General features: G+C 65.3%; 17 protein-coding genes. 7 read left to right on the forward strand and 10 right to left on the reverse strand.

What is annotated here, in order from left to right; all coding sequences use genetic code 11:
- The first annotated feature begins 213 nt into the window (after positions 1-213).
- The 4 genes from ACXAGF_RS16480 to ACXAGF_RS16495 all read left to right on the forward strand — a co-directional run bounded on the left by ACXAGF_RS16480 (position 214) and on the right by ACXAGF_RS16495 (position 7,584).
- Positions 214-2,949, forward strand: coding sequence for a decarboxylase (locus ACXAGF_RS16480; RefSeq protein WP_475018458.1), 2,736 nt, complete (start codon positions 214-216; stop codon positions 2,947-2,949).
- Positions 2,950-3,015: 66 nt separating this feature from the next.
- Positions 3,016-4,707, forward strand: a complete 1,692-nt coding sequence (gene aspT / locus ACXAGF_RS16485; protein WP_475018459.1) for an aspartate-alanine antiporter — start codon at positions 3,016-3,018, stop codon at positions 4,705-4,707.
- A gap of 36 nt (positions 4,708-4,743) precedes the next feature.
- Positions 4,744-6,435, forward strand: a complete 1,692-nt coding sequence (aspT, locus tag ACXAGF_RS16490) for an aspartate-alanine antiporter (RefSeq protein WP_475018460.1) — start codon at positions 4,744-4,746, stop codon at positions 6,433-6,435.
- A 27-nt stretch (positions 6,436-6,462) separates the two neighbouring features.
- Positions 6,463-7,584, forward strand: coding sequence for a hypothetical protein (locus ACXAGF_RS16495; protein ID WP_475018461.1), 1,122 nt, complete (start codon positions 6,463-6,465; stop codon positions 7,582-7,584).
- A gap of 236 nt (positions 7,585-7,820) precedes the next feature.
- Here ACXAGF_RS16495 and ACXAGF_RS16500 read toward each other — a convergent pair whose 3' ends face one another.
- Complete coding sequence (locus ACXAGF_RS16500; RefSeq protein ID WP_475018462.1) at positions 7,821-8,567, reverse strand: SDR family NAD(P)-dependent oxidoreductase; 747 nt, start codon at positions 8,565-8,567, stop codon at positions 7,821-7,823.
- 329 nt (positions 8,568-8,896) lie between these two features.
- Between ACXAGF_RS16500 and ACXAGF_RS16505 the strand changes: the two genes are divergently transcribed.
- A complete protein-coding gene (locus ACXAGF_RS16505; protein ID WP_475018463.1) occupies positions 8,897-9,244 on the forward strand; it encodes a cupin domain-containing protein in 348 nt (115 codons plus the stop codon).
- A 108-nt stretch (positions 9,245-9,352) separates the two neighbouring features.
- On the opposite strand, the gene ACXAGF_RS16510 is transcribed toward ACXAGF_RS16505, so the two are convergent.
- The 5 genes from ACXAGF_RS16510 to ACXAGF_RS16530 form a co-directional block, all read right to left on the reverse strand.
- Entirely contained in the window at positions 9,353-10,102 is a 750-nt protein-coding gene (locus tag ACXAGF_RS16510) for a FadR/GntR family transcriptional regulator (RefSeq protein WP_475018464.1), read from the reverse strand.
- Positions 10,078-10,794: a ribonuclease activity regulator RraA gene (locus ACXAGF_RS16515; protein ID WP_475018465.1), complete on the reverse strand. Its 717-nt coding sequence runs from the start codon at positions 10,792-10,794 to the stop codon at positions 10,078-10,080. Before ACXAGF_RS16515 ends, ACXAGF_RS16510 begins: the two co-directional genes overlap by 25 nt.
- A 103-nt stretch (positions 10,795-10,897) precedes the next feature.
- Complete coding sequence (locus ACXAGF_RS16520) at positions 10,898-12,178, reverse strand: TRAP transporter large permease (protein WP_475018466.1); 1,281 nt, start codon at positions 12,176-12,178, stop codon at positions 10,898-10,900.
- Between the two features lies 1 nt (position 12,179).
- Complete coding sequence (locus ACXAGF_RS16525) at positions 12,180-12,707, reverse strand: TRAP transporter small permease (RefSeq protein WP_475018467.1); 528 nt, start codon at positions 12,705-12,707, stop codon at positions 12,180-12,182.
- A 58-nt stretch (positions 12,708-12,765) separates the two neighbouring features.
- Entirely contained in the window at positions 12,766-13,770 is a 1,005-nt protein-coding gene (locus ACXAGF_RS16530; RefSeq protein WP_475018468.1) for a TRAP transporter substrate-binding protein, read from the reverse strand.
- A gap of 433 nt (positions 13,771-14,203) precedes the next feature.
- On the opposite strand from ACXAGF_RS16530, the gene ACXAGF_RS16535 reads away from it, so the two are divergent.
- Positions 14,204-15,592, forward strand: coding sequence for an alpha/beta hydrolase (locus tag ACXAGF_RS16535; protein WP_475018469.1), 1,389 nt, complete (start codon positions 14,204-14,206; stop codon positions 15,590-15,592).
- A 195-nt stretch (positions 15,593-15,787) separates the two neighbouring features.
- On the opposite strand, the gene ACXAGF_RS16540 is transcribed toward ACXAGF_RS16535, so the two are convergent.
- The 3 genes from ACXAGF_RS16540 to ACXAGF_RS16550 all read right to left on the reverse strand — a co-directional run bounded on the left by ACXAGF_RS16540 (position 15,788) and on the right by ACXAGF_RS16550 (position 18,769).
- Positions 15,788-16,567, reverse strand: a complete 780-nt coding sequence (locus ACXAGF_RS16540) for an ATP-binding cassette domain-containing protein (RefSeq protein WP_475018470.1) — start codon at positions 16,565-16,567, stop codon at positions 15,788-15,790.
- Positions 16,567-17,691 carry an ABC transporter permease gene (locus ACXAGF_RS16545; RefSeq protein WP_475018471.1) on the reverse strand — a complete coding sequence of 375 codons (1,125 nt, stop codon included), beginning with the start codon at positions 17,689-17,691 and terminating at the stop codon, positions 16,567-16,569. Before ACXAGF_RS16545 ends, ACXAGF_RS16540 begins: the two co-directional genes overlap by 1 nt.
- A 127-nt stretch (positions 17,692-17,818) precedes the next feature.
- Positions 17,819-18,769 (reverse strand): sugar ABC transporter substrate-binding protein, encoded by a 951-nt coding sequence (locus ACXAGF_RS16550; protein ID WP_475018472.1) that lies wholly within the window; start codon positions 18,767-18,769, stop codon positions 17,819-17,821.
- 185 nt (positions 18,770-18,954) lie between these two features.
- Here ACXAGF_RS16550 and ACXAGF_RS16555 point away from each other — a divergent pair, with 185 nt between their 5' ends.
- Complete coding sequence (locus tag ACXAGF_RS16555; protein ID WP_475019329.1) at positions 18,955-19,950, forward strand: LacI family DNA-binding transcriptional regulator; 996 nt, start codon at positions 18,955-18,957, stop codon at positions 19,948-19,950.
- A gap of 7 nt (positions 19,951-19,957) precedes the next feature.
- On the opposite strand, the gene ACXAGF_RS16560 is transcribed toward ACXAGF_RS16555, so the two are convergent.
- Entirely contained in the window at positions 19,958-21,091 is a 1,134-nt protein-coding gene (locus ACXAGF_RS16560) for a Gfo/Idh/MocA family protein (protein WP_475018473.1), read from the reverse strand.
- Positions 21,092-21,093: the final 2 nt, after the last annotated feature.

Below are 21,093 nucleotides of genomic sequence, written 5' to 3' on the forward strand. Positions count from 1 at the left end.
CCGAGGCGGCCGGCGCCCGTTCGGCGCCGGCCGCTGGATCGCGCGAAACCGTGACCACCGCAGCCGCGAACGTGGCGACGCGACATACTGATCGGCAGGTGTTTGTAACCGTAACTAACATCCCTGCGCTATGTGGATCGGGCGATCCACCGCAATATTCCCGAAGCATTTTGCCCGCAGCGCACGTGAAAATTTCGACAGGGGAGTGGCGGAATGAGTAAGAAGGCAGGCTCAGCGGCAGATCAGCAAGAGATCGACCATTTCTTTTCCCTGTCCGGCGGCCGTGCCGACCGATGGCGCGACTTGAATGCCGCCGCCCGGGTCTGGTCCGGCGGCCGGGGCAACCAGCAAGCTGTCAAGGCGGCCTTTTCGGAACTCGGTGCTTACGAAGAGTTCTTCGCATTCCCGGGCAAGAGCCTGCTGGCGAACCTCGAAGAGAGGATCGAGGAAGGCGACGCGGTTGGAACGGCAAACCTGGCCCGGCGCCTTTCCGACGCCATCCTGACCCGCTCCTACAAGCACAGCGCATCGGACTGGGAAAGCGCCGAACTCCTGGCCGAGGCTCCATCGGAGATCGCCTCGGCCGGATTCGGCATGTCCGAAAGCCACAAGCCCTATTTCGAGATGCTGCTGGTAACGCCGGGCGGCCCCGCCCACGGCGAGCAACAGATCAGGGAAATCCGCAAGCTGCGGCGCCCCGAGGACCAGTTCGTCTACGAGGGCGTCCCCGTCGCCAGCTTCGAGGATGCGATCTGCGCCGTCCTGATCAACCCGACCATCGCGGCCGTGACGATCTTCGATGGCTTCACCTACGCCTCCAAGCACGCCGCGCCGGTCCTGCGCGGCTTCCTGGCGTCGACCGGCTTCGATGCCGGCAGCATCGAAGATGACGACCTGTCGCTCGCGCTTGCCGATGCGCTGAAGCGTATCCGTCCCGAACTCGACATCTACCTGCTGTCGGACAGGGCCGTCGAGCGGCTGTCCGGCGAGCGGCGGACCCGCTCGATCAGGCGCATCCTCTATGCGGTCGAGGAACTGCTCGAATTGCATCTGTCGGTGATGGAAGGCATCAGCGACCGCTTCCACACGCCGTTCTTCGACAACCTCAAGGCCTACGCGATGCGGCCGATCAGCACGTTCCACGCCCTGCCGATCGCGCGCGGCAAGTCGGTGTTCAAGTCCGACTGGATCCGGGACATGGGCGAATTCTACGGGCTCAACATTTTCCTGGCCGAGAGCAGCGCCACCACCGGCGGTCTCGACAGCCTGCTGGAGCCGACCGGCAACATCAAGGATGCGCAGGCAAAGGCAGCGCGCGCCTTCGGTGCCGACCATGTGTTTTTCGTCACCAATGGCACCAGCACGTCCAACAAGATGGTCCACCAGGCGCTCGTGGCGCCCGGCGACATCGTCATCCTGGACCGCAACTGCCACAAGTCGCACCACTACGGGCTGGTGCTGGCCGGCGGACAGCCCCTCTATGTCGAAGCGTTCCCGATGACGGAATATTCGATGTACGGCGCCGTGCCGCTCAGGAGCATCAAGAAGGCTCTCCTCGACCTGAAGGTCGAAGGGCGTCTCGACCGGGTCAAGATGGTGGACCTGACCAACTGCACGTTCGACGGCCACATCTACAACACCCGCCGGGTCATGGAGGAGTGCCTCGCGATCAAGCCGGACCTGATCTTCCTCTGGGACGAGGCATGGTTCGGCTTTGCCCGCTTCTCCCCCTTCCTGCGGCCCCGGACCGCCATGGGCGCCGCCGCGGCCATCGAGAGTTGGATGGAGGACCCGGCTGCGATCGAGCAGTTCGAACAGCAGCAGAAGGGTCTCGGCAAGAACCCGTCCGCCGACAAGCTGCTCGAGACCCGTCTCGTTCCGGACCCCCGCAAGGTGCGCATCAGGGTCTACCAGACCAACTCGACGCACAAGTCGATGTCCTCGCTGCGCCAGGGCTCGATGCTGCTCGTCAAGGACATCGACTATCCGACCGTCGCGGCGCAGTTCCGCGAGGCGGTGTTCACCCATGCCTCGACCAGTCCGAACCAGCAGTTGATCGCCAGCCTGGACATTGCCCGCCGGCAGATGGAGCTCGAGGGCTACGGGCTGGTCGCCAATGCGATCGAGATCGCGCTCAGCATCCGCAGCAGCGTCAACACGCATCCGATCATATCGAAATACTTCAAGGTGCTCGGGGCAGATCAGATGATCCCGAAGGAGTTCCGGCAAAGCGGCTTCGCCGACTTCCTCGTGCCGGGCATGTCCTGGAAGGATCAGGTCGCGAGCATGCACGAGGACGAGTTCTGCCTGGATCCGACCCGCATGACGCTCGTGTGCGGAACGGCCGGGTATGATGGAACCGAGTTCAAGAAACTGATGGCCGACGAGTACGACATTCAGTTCAACAAGACATCGCGAAACTCGGTGCTGCTGCAATCCAACATCAACAACACCCGCAGCGACATCGCCCACCTCATCCATGTTCTGCTCGAGATCTGCAACCGGATCGACAGCCGCCTTGCCCATGGCGGCGAGGTGGGCCGGGCCGCCTTTGCGGCCCGCGTCAGGTCGCTGATGGAGGACGTGCCGGATCTGCCGAACTTCAGCCACTTCCATGAAGGCTATCGCAAGGACGCCGGAAAGAAGACGCCCGAAGGCGACATGCGCAGCGCATTCTACGGTGCCTACAACCCCGAGGGATGCGAATACGTCGCCCTGACCGGGCCCGAGTGCGACCGGAGGCTGAAGGAGGGACCGGAGATGATCTCCGCAAACTTCGTCATCCCCTACCCCCCGGGCTTTCCGATCATGGTCCCCGGACAGGTGATTACCCGGGAAACCGTCGAATTCATGCGCAAGCTCGATGTCAAGGAAATCCATGGTTACGAGCGGGACCGGGGCCTCAAGCTCGTTCGTCCCGAATACGCCGGCAAGTCCCAGGGGAAATAAGGGGCCGCGGCAGGTTCAATCGCCCCTGCGCCAGGGGCTTCATAGAGAGGGCACGGGGTAGCAAACATGTGGACCTACATTGTGGAAACGCTGCAGGCCAATCCCCAGCTCGCGATCTTCGTGACGCTGGCGATCGGCTATTGGGTGGGGGCGAAGCGGTTTGGCAGTTTCAGCCTCGGTGCCGTGACCGGCACACTGCTCGCCGGCGTGGTGATCGGCCAGATCGGAATCGACATATCCGGACAGGTGAAGTCGATCTTCTTCATCATGTTCCTGTTTGCCGTCGGTTTCGGCGTCGGCCCACAATTCGTCCGCGGCATCGCCACAGATGGGCTGCCGCAGGCGCTGTTTGCGGTGGTCATTTCCGCCCTGTGCCTGATCGCGGTCTACATCGCCGCAACCGTTTCGGGCTACGGCCCCGGCCTGTCGGCCGGGCTGCTCGCCGGGGCGCAGACGATCTCCGCCTCGATCGGGCTCGCCACCGACGCGATCAACAATTCGGGCCTGTCGCCGGAGGACGCCAAGGCACAGACGGACCTGATCCCCGTTGCCTATGCCATCACCTATCTGTTCGGGACGATCGGAACCGGGTGGATCCTCGCCTTTCTCGGGCCGAAGCTGCTGGGGGTCGACATTGCCGAGGAATGCAAGCGCTATGAGCGCGAGGTTCTCGCCGGCAACTCCACCGAGACCAGCATGATGAGCGCCTGGCGCACGCGGGAGCTGCGCGCCTACCGGATCCGGGAAAGCGGCGTCGCCGTCGGCAAGACGGTGCTGGCGGCGGAAGGGATGGCCGAGGGGGAGCGCATCTTCATCGAGCGCCTGCGCCGGGATGGAAAGATCATGGCGTTCACGCCCGATACCGTGCTCCAGGCCGGCGACGTGATTGCCGTGTCGGGCCGCCGGGACGTGCTGGTCAACATTCTCGGCCAGGGGGAGGAAGTCGAGGACCGGGAACTGCTCGACGTTCCGGTCGAGGCGGTCGACGTGCTGATCACCTCCAAGGCGATCGACGGACGCGACCTGATATCGATTGCGAAGGACCCGAGCAGCCGCGGCATCTACCTCAGCTCGATCAGGCGAGGCTCCATGGCGGTCAACATTCCGGTGCTGCCGAAGACGCAGGTGCAGCGCGGTGACATCGTTCGGATATCCGGATCGAAGGCCAATGTCGACCGGTGGGTCAAGGAATTCGGATTTGCCGACCGGCCACAGACGATCACGAACATGGTGCTCGTAGGCTTTGCCATTCTGATCGGCGGTCTTTTCGGCGCCGCAGTGCTGCCGATCGGCGGCGTTCCCATTACCCTCAGCACGTCGGGCGGCGCGCTGATCGCCGGCATCGTCGTGGGCTGGTTGCGCACGGTCAAGCCGCAGATCGGCAACGTGCCGGCGCCGACCCTTTGGTTCATGAACTCGGTCGGCCTGAACGTGTTCATCGCGATCGTCGGCATCAGTTCCGGCCCGACCTTCATCTCGGGGCTGAAGGAAGCCGGCTTCGGGCTGTTCTTCTGGGGCCTCTTCGCCACATCCGTGCCAATGCTCGTGGCCCCGTGGATCGGCAAGTACGTCTTCAAGTTCGACGATGCCATCAACCTCGGCTGCTGCGGCGGCGCGCGCACCTCGACCGCCTCGGTTGCGATGGTCGGGGAAGTGGCAAAGAGCGATGTTCCGATGCTCGGCTATACCGTGCCCTACGCGGTCAGCAACACCCTGTTGACGATGTGGGGCCTGGTGATCGTCCTCCTGATCATGTGACGCCGGGCGCGGGTCGGGCAAGGCCGGAGAAGCACCATGGAATGGATCAAGTCGCTCTTCGACGCCTCTTCGATCAGTGCACTCTTTGTGTGCGTCGCGATCGGCTTTGCCGTCGGCCGCATCAAGGTCGGCGGCATTGCGATCGGCGGCATCCCCGGGACCCTGTTCGCGGCCATTCTGGTCGGGCAACTGGGGGTCGAGGTGGACGACAACATCAAGACGATGGCGTTCGCGCTGTTCATCTACTCGTTGGGCTATGTCAGCGGGCCGAGCTTCATAGCAAGCCTGGGACGCGGAACCCTCAATCTGGTCCATCTCTCGCTGCTCTCAAGCGCCCTGATCTTTGCCACCATCTGGGGCATCGCCCGGCTGTTCGCGCTCGACAAGGGCACGGCCGCGGGCCTGCTTGCCGGCGCGATCACCGAATCCGCGGCGGTCGGAACGGCGCACGAGGCGCTTGCCAGCCTGCACCTCCCGGCAGACGAAGTCGCCTCGATGCAGGCCAATATCGGCGTGGCCTACGCCATCACCTACTTTTTTGGCTTTACCCTCGTCGTCTTCTTTGTCAGCGTGTTCGCACCGATCATGATGCGAATCAATCTGAAGTCAGAAGCCGCAAGCCATGCCGCCGAGCTCGGCGGCGGCGGCGACGAGGAACTGGGCCCGGGCCAGGAAACCGCGATTCGCGGGATTGTCGCGCGGGCGTTTCTCGTCACCCGGCCGGAGGCGACCGATATCGATATTGCCGCCCTGGAGCAGCGCTTCGACGGGTTCGTGACCGTGCAGCGGATCGTCCGCCGCGGTCGTCAGCTGGAGGCGGCGAAGGGCCAGAAGCTTGCTCTGGGCGACCGCATTGCGCTGCTCGGCCGGCTCGACAGACTGCTGGAGGCAGGCGCTTTCGTCGGCACCGAAACGACCGACACGCGCGGACTCGACATCGTCGGCGAGACGATGACGGTCGTCCTGACGAACAGCGATTTCATCGGCGAGACGATCATGGCGGTGCGCTCGAAGATCGACCCGGACTCGCGGCGCGGCGTCCATGTCGTAAGCATTTCCCGCGCCGGGCAGACGTTGAAGCCGCGCCCGAAGATGAAACTCGAGGCCGGCGACGTGGTCAGTCTCTATGGCACGCCGGAAGCCCTGGCGGGTGTCGTGCCGCTGGTCGGCTATCCGGTCGACCAGGGCATCGCCGTCGACTATGTCTATCTCGGGCTGGGCATCATAGCCGGCATCCTGATCGGCATGATCACGGTCCGCATTGCCGGCGTGCCGGTTGCGCTTCACACCGGTGGCGGCTGCCTGCTGTCCGGTCTGCTGTTTGGCTGGCTTCGGTCGCGGCATCCCTGGTTCGGTGGTCTGCCGCCGGCAACGGCCCTTCATCTTCGCGACTTCGGCCTCGCCATCTTCATCGCCAGCGTCGGGCTCGGAACCGGCCCTCAGGCATGGGCGCTGCTGAAGGAGCAAGGCGTTCTGCTGCCGATATTCTCCATCACAGCGGTGCTCATCCCCATGGTTGTGTCGCTCTACTATGCGCGGCTGGTGCTGAAGTTGAACCCGGCGGTCATTTGCGGGGCGCTGGCAGGGTGCTTCACCTGTACCGCGGGACTGAACGCGGTGGTGCAGGCGGCGGAAAACGAGACCCCGGTGCTCGGCTATACGGTGCCCTACGCCATTGCGAATGTCATTCTGACGCTGCTGGGGCCCGTCATCGTTCTCACGGTCTAGGAAGTTGGGAGGAACTTGGTGACATACATGATGCGAACAAGACTGCTGCAGGTCCTGGCGGTTGCCGCGGCGGTGGGCCCTGCGGGGATGGCATTGGCGGATGGTCTGAAGCCGATCGAGGTTCGATACGCCGACGGCACGGTGATCCGCTTCTCCGGGCAGCTCAACATGGGTGTCCTCAGTTATGACGACGGCGCCAGCACCAACACCAACTTCGTCGACAACGACAACTCCTCCTCCAGAGCCCGCCTGCAACTGTTCTCGGACTTTGCCGACTGGAAGTTCGAATCGACCCTTGAGGCCGAGTACCAGCCGCTGGCGTCCAACACGGTGAGCCAGGTCAACAGCAGCCCCGACTGGGACTTTCCGAAGACGAACATCCGCAAGGCCGAGATCGCCTTTCAGAACGACGCCTACGGGAAATTCTGGCTCGGCCAGGGCAGCATGGCGTCCGACGGCAGCGCCGAAGTCGACAAGTCCGGCACGGCGGTCATTGCCTATTCGAGCATCTCCGACACCGCCGGCGGGGAGTATTTCCGCTTTTCCGACGCCGGACTGTCGGGCGTTACCGTCGGCTCCGCGTTCTCCAACTTCGACGGCCTGGGCCGCAAGGTTCGCGCCCGCTACGACACCCCCACGTATCAGGGCCTTGGCGTACGGGTCTCCTACGGCGAAGACATGCTGTCCGAACTGTACACGCCCCTCTACGACATCGCCGCGGTCTATGACCATGAGTACGGCGATTTCGACATCGGCGGCACCGTGGCCCTGGCGCGCAACGAGGGCAGCGACACGAACATTTTGTCCGGCTCCCTGTCGGGCCTGCACAAGCCGAGCGGAATCAGCCTGACGGTGGCCGCGGGCGGCGAAGGTGACGAGGGCAGTGGCCGCTACGGCTATGTGAAGGCGGGCTACCAGGCCGGCTTCTTCGAGGTCGGGCCCACCGCGTTCTCGATCGACTACTACAGGGGCACCGACATTGCCGCCGAGGGGTCCGACAACTACTCCGTCGGCCTTGCCGTGGTGCAGAGCCTGGAGGCGCAGAACCTGCAACTGTGGATGCTCTGGCGCAACTATCACTACGACGACACAAGCGCCTCCTACGAGACCGGCCAGGCGGTTTTCGGCGGGTTCACCTTCAAGTTCTGAGGCGCCCGGCCATCTTGTGACCGGGCGGGGTGAGATCGGCGTGCGCTTGCCGCATCGATGGCGGGGCCGAGCGCACGAGCGGCGGACCGTCGCCGGCGGTCCGGGGGCCGGAAAGGCGCAGCGAGGACTGCCGCGCCGGACCGATCCTCGAGCGCTCGACACCGGCGCCCTCCACCATGGCTCTTGCACGGCAGCGCCGCTGGCGGGCGGGCGAGATCCGCCGCGCCCGACCCCGGTCAGGAGAACAACATGCCGCCGTTGATGTCGACGCAAGCGCCGGTGATGAAGGCAGCCTCGTCCGAGGCAAGATAGACCGCAAGATTGGCCACGTCCTCCGACAGCCCTTCGCGCTTCAGCGGCGTGACGTTTGCCACATGCTTGCGCACCTCGGGCTTGGTGAAGATGTTGTGGAAATCGGTATCGATCATGCCCGGGCAGAGCGCGTTGACGCGGATGTTCGGCCCCAGTTCTTTCGCCATGCCGCGCGTCATCGTCATGATCGCGCCCTTGGCCGCGCCATAGGCGATCGCGCCCGGACCGCCGCCGTCGCGCCCCGCCTGCGAGGCCATGGTGACGATGGCGCCGCCCTCGCGCATGTGCGGCAGTGCCGCCAGCACCAGCCGAACCGCCGTGGTGACGTTGATGTCCATGACCGCCTGCCAATGGTCCACCGTCATCTCGGCCAGCGTCCTGCGCGCCAGTATGCCGCCGGTCACCGGCATCAGCACATGAACCGCGCCGAACTCTTCGACGGTGCGCGCCACAAGCGCGGCGACATCCGCATTCCGGGTCATGTCACCCTGCATCGCAAAGGCGCGGCCGCCGGCACCGGCGATTTCGCGCACCGCGCTCTCCGCGCCGTCCGCACTGCTGTGGTAGTTGATCGCGACATTGGCGCCCTCTTGCGCCAGGCGCATCACACAGGCCCGTCCGATATCGCGGCCACCCCCCGTCACAATTGCCGTCTTGCCCTTCAGTCTCACTGCCTCGCTCCCTTCGGTTAGATCCTCTGCCCGGCCCGCCCGGTTCGCACCGGTCCGCCAGTTTCCCGCCTTGGCGGAGGCCGCAACTCCGTCCCGGCCCGTTCGCTTCTAGCCCAGGATTCTTCATCAGACAATGCAACTTTTTACAAATTATCCGCATTCGTACAAGCCAATAGCGGATTGCGACCGCTCCCCTAATCCACGTATTTCGGCGCACCTTTGGCCGAACAGCACAGAGCACGTCGCGCCTGCCGCGCCTTGGATTGACAGCCAGCGCGCACAACTGATACAAATTTTTACATATATCGCATCGCCACTGGGAGAACTCCATGATCGTGAACTCGGATACGGAATCGGCCTGGATGGCGTCAGGACCAGGCGCGCGTCGCCGTATCCTGTGCCACGGCAACAGTCTGATGATGGTGGCGTTCCGCTTCGAGCGCGGCGGCGAAGGGCTGGCGCACAGCCATCCCCATGTGCAGACGACCTATGTTCAGTCCGGATTGTTCCGCTTCACCGTGGACGGGGTAACCGCCGATCTCGGTCCCGGCGACGCCATGCTGATCCCTTCCAACGCCGTCCACTCGTGCCTCTGCCTCGAGGAAGGCGTCCTGCTCGACGCCTTCACCCCCTGCCGTGACGACTTCGTTAAGGCCCATGGGCTCGACCGGGCCTAGCGCCCGCGCGGCGCGGGCCGGACGGTCGGCGCCGGGCAGAGGGAGCGCGGCGGGGAAGGATGCCGAACGCACCGCATCCTCGCCGGGCGTTGGAGCGAGCGCGGCGGGCTAGCTGCCGATGAACACGCGCTTGCGGGCATTGTCGATGTGGCTGCGCATGGCTCGCCGTGCGGCCTCGCCGTCGCGCTTTTCGATCGCCTCGAAAATCGCCTCGTGCTCCGCCTGCACCAGGCGCAGGCGTGCCGCAGACTTGGTCAGCGACAGGTTACGGGTCAGATTGAGGCCGGTCATGATGTTGGCATGCATCGAATTGCGCACCGACACGAAATAGTGGTTGTCGGAGGCGGCGCAGATGATCGCATGGAAGTCCTCGTCGGCCTCGACCCCCAGCTCTCCCTCCCGCACGCAGCGATCCAGTTCGTCGAGCGAGGTGCGCAGGCGCGCCAGCTGCTCGGCCGAGCGGCGTTCGGCGGCCAGGAACGCCGCCTCGCCCTCGATCGCCATGCGGAACTCGAAGGTGCGCTGGATATCGGCGATCGAACCGACCGGCGCGAAGCTGAGGACTGCCTGGTCCGGTTGCCTTTGCACGTAGGACCCCGAGCCCTGCTTCGAGACGATGACGCCATCGGAGCGCAACTGCTTCAGCGCCTGCCGCAGCACGGGCCGCGACACGCCGAGGCCGTGGCTCAGCTCGTGCTCGGTCGGCAGCTTTCCGCCGACGGGGAATTCGCCGCGTGCGATCCGCGCCAGCACCTGTTCGTAGACCGTGTCGGACAGGGTCCTGTCGCTGGCCTCCTTCTGGGACAGCCCGGCGCTCGGTTGCCCTGCGGCAACTAGCGTCCGTTCATTTGCCTCCATTGGCGGTATTTCCCTTCGGTTGACGGGTCCGTCGGCGGGTAGAGCCCAAAGGTCGACGCACCCCTTCTCACCATATCCATAACGAAATCTTCGAAAATTGTCATCTCGACCGCCTCGTCGGCGACGGCGTCGGCGAGGTGGCGGGGAATACAGACGACGCCCTCGTTGTCGCCGACAATGACGTCGCCGGGAAAGATCGACACGCCGCCGCAGGCGATCGGATCGTTGATCGCGACGGCGTGGTGCTTGGTCAGGTTGGTCGGCGCGCTGGGCCGGACGTGGTAGGCCGGCATCGCCAACTGGGCGATCTCCGGGCTGTCGCGGAAGCCGCCATCCGTCACGATGCCGGCGCATCCGCGGCTCTGCAGCCGCGCCGCCAGGATGCAGCCGGCCGAAGCGGCCGTCGCATCGCCCCGCGAATCGATGACGAAGACAGCGCCTTCGGGGCACTCCTCCACGCCCTTGCGCTGGGCGTTGTTCTGGTCGGCGAAGGATTCGATCACGTCGAGGTCCTCGCGTGCCGGGATGTAGCGCAGCGTATAGGCGACACCGACCATGTTCTTGCCCGGCCGCAGTCGCTGCAGGCCCTGAATGAAGATGTTGCGCATGCCCTTCTTGAACATCGCCGTCGTCAGCGTCGCGGTGCTGACCGCCATGAGTTTCGCGTGCGTACCGGCATCAAGCTTTTCCATCGTAGGTTCCCATTGTCTGCCAGCCTTCCGTTTCGGCAAGGCTGTTCCGATTGCATTGTTGTGCAGCCGGCAGGCCGGTGCGCTCGGGCCCGGCCCGCCGCACCTAGCCGAGCACGCCCGGCAGCCAGAGGGAGATCCCCGGCACATAGGTGACCAGCAGCAGCGCCGCCAGCAGCGCCAGATAGAACGGCCAGATTGTCTTCAGCGCGGTCTCGATCTTCACCCGCCCGACGGCACAGCCGACGAACAGGCACGTGCCGACCGGCGGCGTGCAGAGGCCAAGCCCCAGATTGACGAGCAGCATGATGCCGAACTGGATCGGATCCATGCCTAGCCCCTGCGCGATCGGCAGGAAGATCGGCGTGCAGATCAGGATCAGCGCCGCCATGTCCATGATCATGCCGAGCAGAAGCAGGATGACGTTGATCATCAGCAGGATGACGACCGGGTTGTCGGACAGCGACAGCAGCGCGGCGCTCAGCACGGTCGGCACCTCGTAGAGCGCCAGCAGCCAGGCGAAGGATCCGGCAAAGGCGATCAGGATCATCACCATGGCGGTTGTCCGGATCGAGGAGGTGACGCAAACCAGGAACGCCTTGAAGGACAGCGACCGGTAAACGAGCGCGGTCAGTGCCAGCGCGTAGATCGCCCCGAACGCGCCGCTCTCGGTCACCGTGAAGATGCCGGACAGCACGCCGCCGACGATGATCACCGCCGTGAACAACCCCGGCAGCGCCTGCACGGCCGCCCGCGCCGTCTCGCCCCAGCCGGGGAAGGCCTCGGCCGGATAGCGATGGCGCACCGCCAAAATATAGGCGGCGATCGCGAGGCAGACGCACATCAGGATGCCCGGAATGATGCCGGCGATGAACAGCTTGGATACCGAGATGCCGCCGCCGGCCGCCACCGTGAAGATGATCATGTTGTGGCTGGGCGGAATGACGATGCCGGCGATCGACGAGGTGACCGTGACATTGACCGCATAATCCGGCTTGTAGCCCTTCTCCTTCATCACCGGGATGAGGATCGACCCCAGCGCCGAAATGTCGGCGATGGCCGAACCGGAGATGCCGCCGAAGAGCATGCTCGAGAAGATGTTGACCGTGGCGAGCCCGCCGCGCACATGGCCGACCAGGGTCGCGGCGAACCGCACCAGCCGATGGGCGATGCCGCCATGCATCATCAGTTCGCCGGCGAAGATGAAGAACGGGATTGCCAGCAGCGAGAACGACGAAACGCCGGCCACCGCCCGCTGGAAGGTCATCAGCAGCGGCATTCCCTCGAAGGCGAAGGTGACGATCGCGGCAATGCCCATGGCGAAGGCGACCGGCATGCCGAAGGCGACGGCGGCACCGAAGGTGCCCAACAGAATCGCAAGGCCCATGTCAGCGCTCCAGTGCCGGCATGTGCCGCCGTGCGAGCATCGCGGTGATGGCCGCAAGGATGCGGACGGCACAGAACAGCGCGACCAGACCGCCGCAGATTGCCGCCGGCAGGCTGCGCACGCCTTCCGGCAGGTTCAGCATCGGCAGGCGCGTCGGCCAGCCGAACTGGACCAACTCGACGCTGCTCATCAGCATCAGCACGCCGAAGATCATCAGCGCGAGGTCTCCCAGCAGACGCACCGCCGCGTTCAGCCCGTCGGGCAGGGCATCGCGAAACAGCGTCACGCCGAGATGCGTGTCCTCGTGCACGCCGACGGCCGCGCCAAGAAACGTGATGCAGCAGATCAGCAGCAGCGCCAGTTGCTCGACCCAGGTCGGCGTGCTGTTCATGACATAGCGGCCGAAGACAAGCCAGCCGAAGGACGCAACGAGGACGACAAGCGCCACCGATGCAGCCGCCAGACAAAGTTGCGACAGGCGCGCGGCAACCGCCTCGAGCAGTTCTCGGGCGAGGTTCAATCTGTTCATGGGTTCCGTTCCGCAGTTGGGAAGGGGCGCGCGCAGCGGCCGCGCCCCGGGCCAGTGCCTACTCGGCGTTGCGGATCAGGCTGACCAGATCCGTAAGCTGGGGGTTGTCGACCAGGAACTTGTCGTAGACCCCGGCCATGGCCGCCTGGAACGCAGCCTTGTCCGCGACCGTGTTGACGACCGTGCCGTTCGCCTCGACCTTTTCCATGCTCGCCTTTTCGCGCTCGGCCCACTGCGCTCGCTGCATCGCCGTGCTTTCCTTCGCCACCTCGCGCACCACCGCCTGGTCCTCGGGCGAAAGCGCATCCCAGCTCTTCTTTGACATGCACAGGCATTCCGGAATGATGAGGTGCTCGGAAAGGGAGTAGTACTTGGCGACCTCGTAGTGATTGGTCGATTCGTAGGACGGCGGGTTGTTTTCGGCGCCGTCGACAACGCCGGTCTTGAGCGACTGGTAGACCTCGCCGAAGGCCATCGGCGTGGCGTTGCCGTCCATCGCCTCGATCATGCCGACGAAGAGGTCGTTGTTCATCACCCGGACCTTCATGCCGGCGACGTCGGTCGGCGCGTTGATCGGGCGCTTGGAATTGTAGAAGGACCGCGCGCCGGCGTCATAAAAGCCGAGCGCGACGATGCCCTTGGCCTCCAGCCCGGCCGCGATCGCCGCGCCGGCCTCGCCGTCCATCAGCCTGTGCATCTGGTCGATGCCCTTGAAGATGAAGGGCAGCGAGACGACATTGGTCTCCGGGACCACCTGGCCCATCGGCCCGAGGCTGAAGACGCCGAAGTCGATCACGCCGAGCCGGGTCTGCTCGATGGCGTCGGGCTGGTCGCCGAGGACGCCGGAATGGAACACCTTGCCGGTGATGCGTCCCTCGGTCCGCTCGCTCACCGTCGCCATGAAGTAGTCCATGGCGTGCGACACCGGGTAGTCGGCCACGTGGATGTTCCAGCCGCGCCAGTTCTCCGCGGTCGCCAGACTGGTCGACGCCATCAGCAGCGCCGTCGCCAACGCCGCCCCCGAAACCAGCTTTCCTGCCTTGCCTGCAATGGCTCTGATCATCTGTTCCTCCCGTTATGATCACATCCCGGCAGAAGGGATGGCACAGCCATCGGCGCTTCGCAAGCAAATTTTTACAAATAATTACAACTTCGATCATCAGTTCGTCGGCCGACTCGCTCTATTTTTGCGCCGCTTTTGGCGTGCCCGACGTCGAAGGCGACAGAAATTCCGCATCAATCTTAACAACCTATGGCCGGCGAAGTCGTGAACGGTGTCAGGCGCCGCAAGTGCAGAACGACCCTGATGCGCAGCTTGCAGCAGAGCGCGCGTGGCCCACGCCAAGGCCAGCCCCTGCGCCGAGGACGCAGGCATGAACAGGAATAGATGCGGAAAAACGTTGACTATCGTGCATAAACAGGAATAACGGTTCACCCCGTATCTGCACGCCTTGAGCGCAGTGCGGAACGGTTCAACCGCAACTATGGAGCCGCACGTGACCGGTACCAAAGGAGCTTCGACCCTCGCCTCGAGGTTCAGGACTGCCCTGTCTTCCGCCATTGCCGGTCCGGCAATGGCCGCTCTGGTGCTGCTCGCCTGGCTGCCGAGCGAAACCACCGCCGAGCCGATCGATCTGCCCCGCCGCCCGTTTCTCGGCATCGCGATGCAGTCCATCGACGACCGCGACGCTCGGGTGCAGATCGAGCAGGTCATCGAAGGCTCGAGCGCGGCCCTGGCGGACCTGCGGCCCGGCGACCTGATCGTCGCGGTTGACGGCAAGGGCGTCTCCAGCCCGGCGGATATCGTCGCCGGGGTGAAGAGAAGGCGCGCCGGAGACACTGTCCAGCTGCATATCCTGCGCGGCGGCTCGAAGCTGGACAAGGCGATCCCGCTGGTGGGCCTGCCGCTGGAAGCGGCCGGCGACTTTGACACCGCCTACGCGACCGTCGTCGCCGACGGCCACAGGCGGCGGACGATCGTCACCAGGCCGAAGGGTCCGGGGCGCCATCCCGCCGTTCTGTTCGTCGGCGGAATCGGCTGCTACAGCATGGAGTCGCCGCTTGACGAGACGGAGGTCTATCGGCAGCTTCTGTCCGCGCTGACGCGCGACGGCTTCGTCACGATGCGGGTCGAAAAGAGCGGCATGGGCGACAGCGAGGGTCCGGCCTGCGCCGTGGTCGACCTCGAGGCGGAAGTTGCCGGGTACCGGGCCGGCCTTGAGGCGCTGAAGCGCGCGGCCTATGTCGACCCGGACCGGGTGTTCATCCTTGGTCACAGCATTGGCGGCATCGTCGGGCCGATGGTGGCCGCGCAAGCACCCGTGCGCGGCATCGTGGCGATGGCGACGGTCGGCACCACCTGGTTCGAATACGAACTGGTCAACCGCCGTCGGCAGCTGAAGCTGGCCGGCGTGGCGCCGCGCTCGATCGGCCGCCAGATGCAGCTCAAGCAGTGGTGCATGCACCGGCTGCTGATCGAGAGGCAGCCACGCAGGGACATTCTGGCGGAGCGGCCGCACTGCGAGGCCGAGATGGAGATACCGACCTCCGACGCCTATCTGCAGCAGATCGCCGCGGTCGACCTGCCGGAGCTTTGGGCCGGCCTTGCGACGACGGATGTCCTGCTGCTGTATGGAGCCTCCGACTACCTGACGAGCGCCGAGGAACACAGGGAGATCGCCGACGGGGTCAATGCCGTGCGGCCCGGGGCGGCGACTTATGTGGAGATCGCCGACCTTGACCATTTCATGACACGGGCCGAAAGCCAGGCGGAGAGCTTTGAACGGAAACACGCCTCCGCGGCGGGGCCCTATCACGATGGCCTGGCCGCAGCGGTCAGCGACTGGTTGAGGGCGCACGCCGCCACCCCGCCGTCAGGGCGGTGAGGCCGCCTGGGCGCCCGGGGGGTCCGGTCGGAGGCCGGCATCGCGCCAACTGTCGTTCTGCCGGCGGCTCTCCGGGACCTCAGCCGCTGCGGGCCGCGCCGTTGCCGGCGGCAAGCCGAAGCGATCATACCCGGGCGGATGGATCCTGCGCACGGCATCGTTGGCGCCGGCAGGGACCATCGCAAGTCGGTTCGCTCAAACCGTCCCGTCGAGCGAGCTCTCGAGCGTTGCCAGTTCCTGACCGCCGGCCATCAGGTCCTGGAGCTCCTCGGAGGAGATTTCGCCCCTTAGCGCCGTCCCGAGCGTACGGCCGCGGTTGAGAACCGTGAAGCGATCGCCGACGGCCAGCGCGTGACGCACATTGTGGGTGATGAACACCACGCCGATCCCCTGCCGGCGAACCCTTTCGATGGTGGCGAGAACATTGGCGGTCTGGCGCACGCCGAGCGCCGACGTCGGCTCGTCCAGGATCAGCACCTTGGCGCCGAAATGCACCGCCCTGGCGATGGCCACGGTCTGGCGCTCGCCGCCGGACAGCGTGCCGACCGCCTGGTCCGGGCCGCGCAGGTTGATACCCATCTTGCGCATTTCCTCCATGGTCACGCGGTCGGCATAGGCACGGTCGAAGAACGGAAGGCCGAGCACCCTCTTGATCGGTTCGTTGCCCATGAAGAAGTTGCGTGCCACCGACATCAGCGGGATCATCGCCAGGTGCTGGTGCACCGTTGCGATGCCGGCGGCGATGGCGTCGCGCGGATCGTCGAACTGCAGCGGCTTGCCTTCGAAGAAGATCTCGCCGCTGGTCGGCCTGTGAACGCCGGACATCGTCTTGATGAAGGTGGACTTGCCGGCCCCGTTGTCGCCGAGCAGGCAGTGGCATTCGCCGGGATAGACCTCTACCGTCACGCCGGCCAGCGCGATGACCGAACCGAAGTGCTTTTCGATGTTGGTCATCCGGATGATGGGATCGGACATCAGCGTTCTCCCGTGATGATGCGGCGGATGTAGGTGTTCAGGATCACGGCCATGAGCAGGATGATCCCGAGGAACACGCGGAACAGCGAGCTTTCCACCCCGGCAAAGAACAGGCCTTGCTGCACGACGCCGAAGATCAGCGCCCCGAGTGCCGCGCCGATCACCGATCCGTAGCCGCCGGTCAGCAACGCCCCGCCGATGACGACGGCGATGATCGCCTCGAATTCCTTCAGCAGGCCGCGGTCCGCGCCGGCCGATCCGAATTCCATCACCTGGCAGGTGGCGAACACGGTCGCGCAGAAGGCCGTGAACATGAACATCAGGACCTTCACCCGGCCCACCGGGACGCCGGAATTGCGGGCCGCCTCGGCGTCGCCGCCCGCGGCAAAGATCCAGTTGCCGAACCGGGTCCGGGTCAGCAGGACATGGCCGAAGGCGATGATCGCGACGGCCCAGACGACGAGCATCGGGATGCCGTCGACCACGGGCTTGCCCGCATTGGCGCCGCGATCGAAGACGGTGATGATGCCGGCATCGCCCAGCCACTGGAACAGCGGCGCACCGATCTTGCTGCCGAAGACCGGCGCGAGCCAGTCGCCTTCGGCGGCATCGCGAATGCCGCCGATGATGGTCTTGCGCTCGATCGTTTGCGGCAGGTAGATGGTGAACCCGCGCAACACGAAGAGCGAGGCGAGCGTGACGATGAAGCTCGGCAGTCCCGTGCGGATGACGATGTAGCCATTGGCCGCGCCGATGACCGCGCAGATGGCAAAGGTGGCGATGATGGCGATCCACATCGGCCAGGCCAGCACCACGCCGAAGATCGCGATCATCATGCCGGCGAAGCCGATCATGGAACCGACCGACAGGTCGAACTCGCCGGCGATCATGAGAAGGCAGGCGCCAACCGCGATGATCATGAACTGGGCCGACACCAGTCCCCAGTTGAGGATGCCCTGGCTCGCGAACATCCCGCTGCCGGCGGCAAAGACGGCAAAGAAGGCAAAGACGATGATGGTGCCGCAGATCCCGCCCAGTTCCGGCCGGATCAGCCAGCGGCGAAGCGCCGACATTTCCTTGATGCGCTCGTCGATGACGGCTTCGCCTTGTGTGGCGTCAGACATGGCCTGTCCCCAGTTTCACTCGTCGATTGATGGAAGTGGCCGCGCCCCGCAAAGGCAAGCCGCGGCCAAGGCGGTGCACACGCCCGAGGCGTGTGCACGCGTCAGACCGATCCTGATACTGTCGGGATCAGCGATACTCGCCGGCGAACTCCTCGACCTTGGCAAGGCCGTCCTTGGTGACGAAGCCCGGGCCGGAGTTGATGTTGTTGCCCGGCAGCACGCCGTAGCGGTCCCAGTTGGCGAGGATGACGACGGGCATGTAGGCCTGCAGGAACGGCTGCTGGTCGATGCCCCAGTTGATGGTGCCGTCCTTGATCGCCTTGACGATTTCCTCGCCGAGGTCGAAGGTGCCGAAGTGGATGGCGCCGGCCATCCCATTTTCCTTCAGCGCCGCGACGGTCGGATCGGCGGAGACCGGCCCGAGCGTCAGGATCCCGTTCACGTCCGGATTGGCGGCAAGGTAGGCAAGCACCTTGTTCTTGATTTCCGCCGGGTCGGTGCCGGAATCCATCATCGCATCGCCGAGATCGATGCCGAGGCCGTCGGCGTAGCCGCGGCAGCGCTCGCCGACGGTCGGCTGCTGGATGGCGTGGTTGACGCAGAGGAACTTCGTCACGCCCTCGCCCTTCGCGCGCTTGCCGGCGGCGACGCCGGCATCGTATTCCGGCTGGCCTACATACATCAGCGCGCCCACCTCGCGCGCCTGGTCCGGGGTCCCGGTGTTCATGATGACGACGTCGATGCCCTGGTCGACGGCGGCCTTGATCGGCCCCTTGAGCACATCGAAGTCGGCGAGCGTGGTGATGATGCCGTCCGGCGCCGAGGCGGCGGCCTGCTCGATGATGCGGGCCATGTCCGCAATGTCGCCGGTCGGCGGATTGCGGTATTCCACGCTCGCCCCGACCTGCTTGCCGGCCAGCGCAATGCCGTTCTTGATGGTATTCCACCAGGTATCGCTGTCCGGCGCGTGGCTGACCAGCACATAGGTTTCGCCCTCGGCGTGGGCCGTCGAGACGGCCGTCAGCGGGGCCAGGGCGACAGCCGCCGTCGCCAGAAGTGTCTTCATCGCAGATTTCATGGTGTTCCTCCCGGGTCAAAATCCTTGCGGGCGGCAATCCAACCCCTTGACCGTCCCGCCGCATGAAGGAACCACATCTTCCCGCTTTTTGCAACCGCTTGCAAAAATTGTATTGCACCGGCGGCTATGATACAGACCGGAGGCGACCCGAAGCGATCGACTGGGATGGAGACAATGCCTTGCCGGTGACCTTGAACGATGTGGCTGCCCGCGCCGGCGTATCGCCCTCGGCGGTATCGCGCACCTTCACAGAGGGCGCCTCGGTCTCGCAGAAGACCCGCCACAAGGTCGAGAAGGCGGCGCGCGAACTGGGCTACACGCCGAGCGCCCTGGCCTCGGCCCTGAGCACCGGCCGCACCAAGCTGATCGGCCTCGTCTCCAACAACTTCCACAATCCGATCTTCCTGCAGGTCTTCGACCTGTTCACCCGGCTCCTGCAGGACCGCGGACTTCGGCCGCTGCTGGTCAACCTTTCGGACGAGATCGACCCGGCGCACTCGCTGCGGATGCTGCGGCAGTACTCGGTCGACGGCGTGATCGTGGCCTCGTCCACCCTGCCCCCGCAGTTTGCCGAGGCGTTCAAGGACGCCGGCATTCCTGTGGTTCATTCCTTCGGCCGCTGGTCGTCGTCCCCCAACGTCAATGTGGTCGGGATCGACAACGTCACCGGCGGCCGCATCGCGGCGGACACCCTGATCCGGCGCGGCTACAGGCGGGTGGCGTTTCTCGGCGGGCCGGAGCAGGCGACATCGACGATCGATCGGCGCGCGGGGTTCCACGAGGCGATCCGCGCCGAGCCCGCCATGCGCTACACCGAATCCTTTGCAAGCGCTTACTCGTTCGAAGCCGGGCGGGCGGAAATGAAGCGCCTGATGGCGGCGGGGGATCTGGCCGAGGCCTATTTCTGCGGCGACGACGTGCTGTCGATCGGCGTGATGAGCGCGCTGAAGGACGGCGGCCTTGCCATTCCCGGCGACGTCGGAATCATCGGGCTCAACAACATGCAGATTGCCGGCTGGGAAAACATCGCTCTGACGACGATCCATCTGCCGGTGAGGGAGATCATCCAGTCGTCGATCGAACTGGTGGTATCACTGATCGAGGACCCCGAGCGCCACCCCGAGGCCCGCATTTTCCCGTGCCGGCTGGTGGAGCGCAAGACCTTGCGCCCCCTGCCTTAGCGGATCCTCAGCGAAACATCGCCGGCCGCGCATCGACCCAGGCGCCGCCGCGCCCGGCCGAATCCACCGCGGCGTGGACGGCCGCCATCGAGCGCAGCCCGTCTGCGGCGCTCGGCAGCGCCGCGCGGCTTTCCCCGGCAATGGCGGCCGCCAGATCGACGTAAATGTTGGCGACGGCCAGCGGGAAGCCCTCCGGATGGGCGATCGCGACCCGGCTGAGGCGGGCCGCCTCGTCCGACAAGCCTGACTCGCCCTTCTCCATGATCTGCGTCCGGCCGCCGACCGGAGTGTAGAACACCTGGTTGGGCTGCTCCGACGCCCAGCGCATGCCGCCGGTCTCGCCGAACACCTGGATGTCGAAGCCGTGCTGACGGCCGATGGCGACCGACGACGTCCACAGCCGCCCGACGGTGCCGCCCTCCATGCGGAAGTTCACCATTGCATCGTCTTCCAGCGTACGGCTGTCGATGGTGGAGGCAAAGTCCGCCGACAGCGAGCGCACCTCGTCGCCGGTGACGAACGATGCCATGTGCAGGGCGTGGATGCCGCAGTCGGCGAACTGGCCGGATATGCCCGCCATCGCCGGGTCGTAGCGCCAGCGCACGCGCGGATTGTCGGCGTCGGCCGCATTGCCGTGGTGGCCATGGCTGAAATTGGCGACGACCAGCCGCACCTTGCCGATCTGGCCGCTCGCCACCATGTGCCGCATCTCGCGCACCATCGGATAGGCGCTGTAGCAGTAGTTGACGGCGCAGATCCGGCCGCTCGCCCGCGCCACGCGCACGATCTCCTCGCCTTCCTCGACGGTCATCGTCATCGGCTTTTCGCACAGGACATTGAACCCGGCCTCGAGAAAGGCCTTGGTGATCTCGAAATGGGTGGAGTTCGGGGTGGCGACCGTGACGAGATCGACGCGGTCGTCGCGGCCGCGCTCGCCGGCCAGCATTTCCGTCCAGTCGCCATAGGCCCGGTCGGCGGCGCAGCCCAGGCGCCGGGCATATTCGCGTCCCTTCTCCGGATTGACGTCCAGCGCCGCCGCGGTCAGGGCGAACAGGCCGTCGGCCTGGGCGCCGAGCCGGTGAGCCGGGCCGATCTGGCTGCCCTCCCCGCCACCGATCATGCCCCATTTCAGCTTCTTCATGT

The organism is Mycoplana sp. ABR4_002 (genome assembly GCF_056159645.1).

Bases quoted from the DNA above. Each gene is read 5' to 3' on its own strand.
- ACXAGF_RS16545 (WP_475018471.1), bottom strand. From the start codon at position 17,691: ATGTCTGACGCCACACAAGGCGAAGCCGTCATCGACGAGCGCATCAAG.
- ACXAGF_RS16550 (WP_475018472.1), bottom strand. From the start codon at position 18,769: ATGAAATCTGCGATGAAGACACTTCTGGCGACGGCGGCTGTCGCCCTG.
- ACXAGF_RS16560 (WP_475018473.1), bottom strand. From the start codon at position 21,091: ATGAAGAAGCTGAAATGGGGCATGATCGGTGGCGGGGAGGGCAGCCAG.
- ACXAGF_RS16480 (WP_475018458.1), top strand. From the start codon at position 214: ATGAGTAAGAAGGCAGGCTCAGCGGCAGATCAGCAAGAGATCGACCAT.
- ACXAGF_RS16505 (WP_475018463.1), top strand. From the start codon at position 8,897: ATGATCGTGAACTCGGATACGGAATCGGCCTGGATGGCGTCAGGACCA.
- ACXAGF_RS16510 (WP_475018464.1), bottom strand. From the start codon at position 10,102: ATGGAGGCAAATGAACGGACGCTAGTTGCCGCAGGGCAACCGAGCGCC.
- aspT (WP_475018459.1), top strand. From the start codon at position 3,016: ATGTGGACCTACATTGTGGAAACGCTGCAGGCCAATCCCCAGCTCGCG.
- ACXAGF_RS16540 (WP_475018470.1), bottom strand. From the start codon at position 16,567: ATGTCCGATCCCATCATCCGGATGACCAACATCGAAAAGCACTTCGGT.
- ACXAGF_RS16515 (WP_475018465.1), bottom strand. From the start codon at position 10,794: ATGGAAAAGCTTGATGCCGGTACGCACGCGAAACTCATGGCGGTCAGC.
- ACXAGF_RS16525 (WP_475018467.1), bottom strand. From the start codon at position 12,707: ATGAACAGATTGAACCTCGCCCGAGAACTGCTCGAGGCGGTTGCCGCG.
- ACXAGF_RS16530 (WP_475018468.1), bottom strand. From the start codon at position 13,770: ATGATCAGAGCCATTGCAGGCAAGGCAGGAAAGCTGGTTTCGGGGGCG.
- ACXAGF_RS16520 (WP_475018466.1), bottom strand. From the start codon at position 12,178: ATGGGCCTTGCGATTCTGTTGGGCACCTTCGGTGCCGCCGTCGCCTTC.
- ACXAGF_RS16495 (WP_475018461.1), top strand. From the start codon at position 6,463: ATGATGCGAACAAGACTGCTGCAGGTCCTGGCGGTTGCCGCGGCGGTG.
- aspT (WP_475018460.1), top strand. From the start codon at position 4,744: ATGGAATGGATCAAGTCGCTCTTCGACGCCTCTTCGATCAGTGCACTC.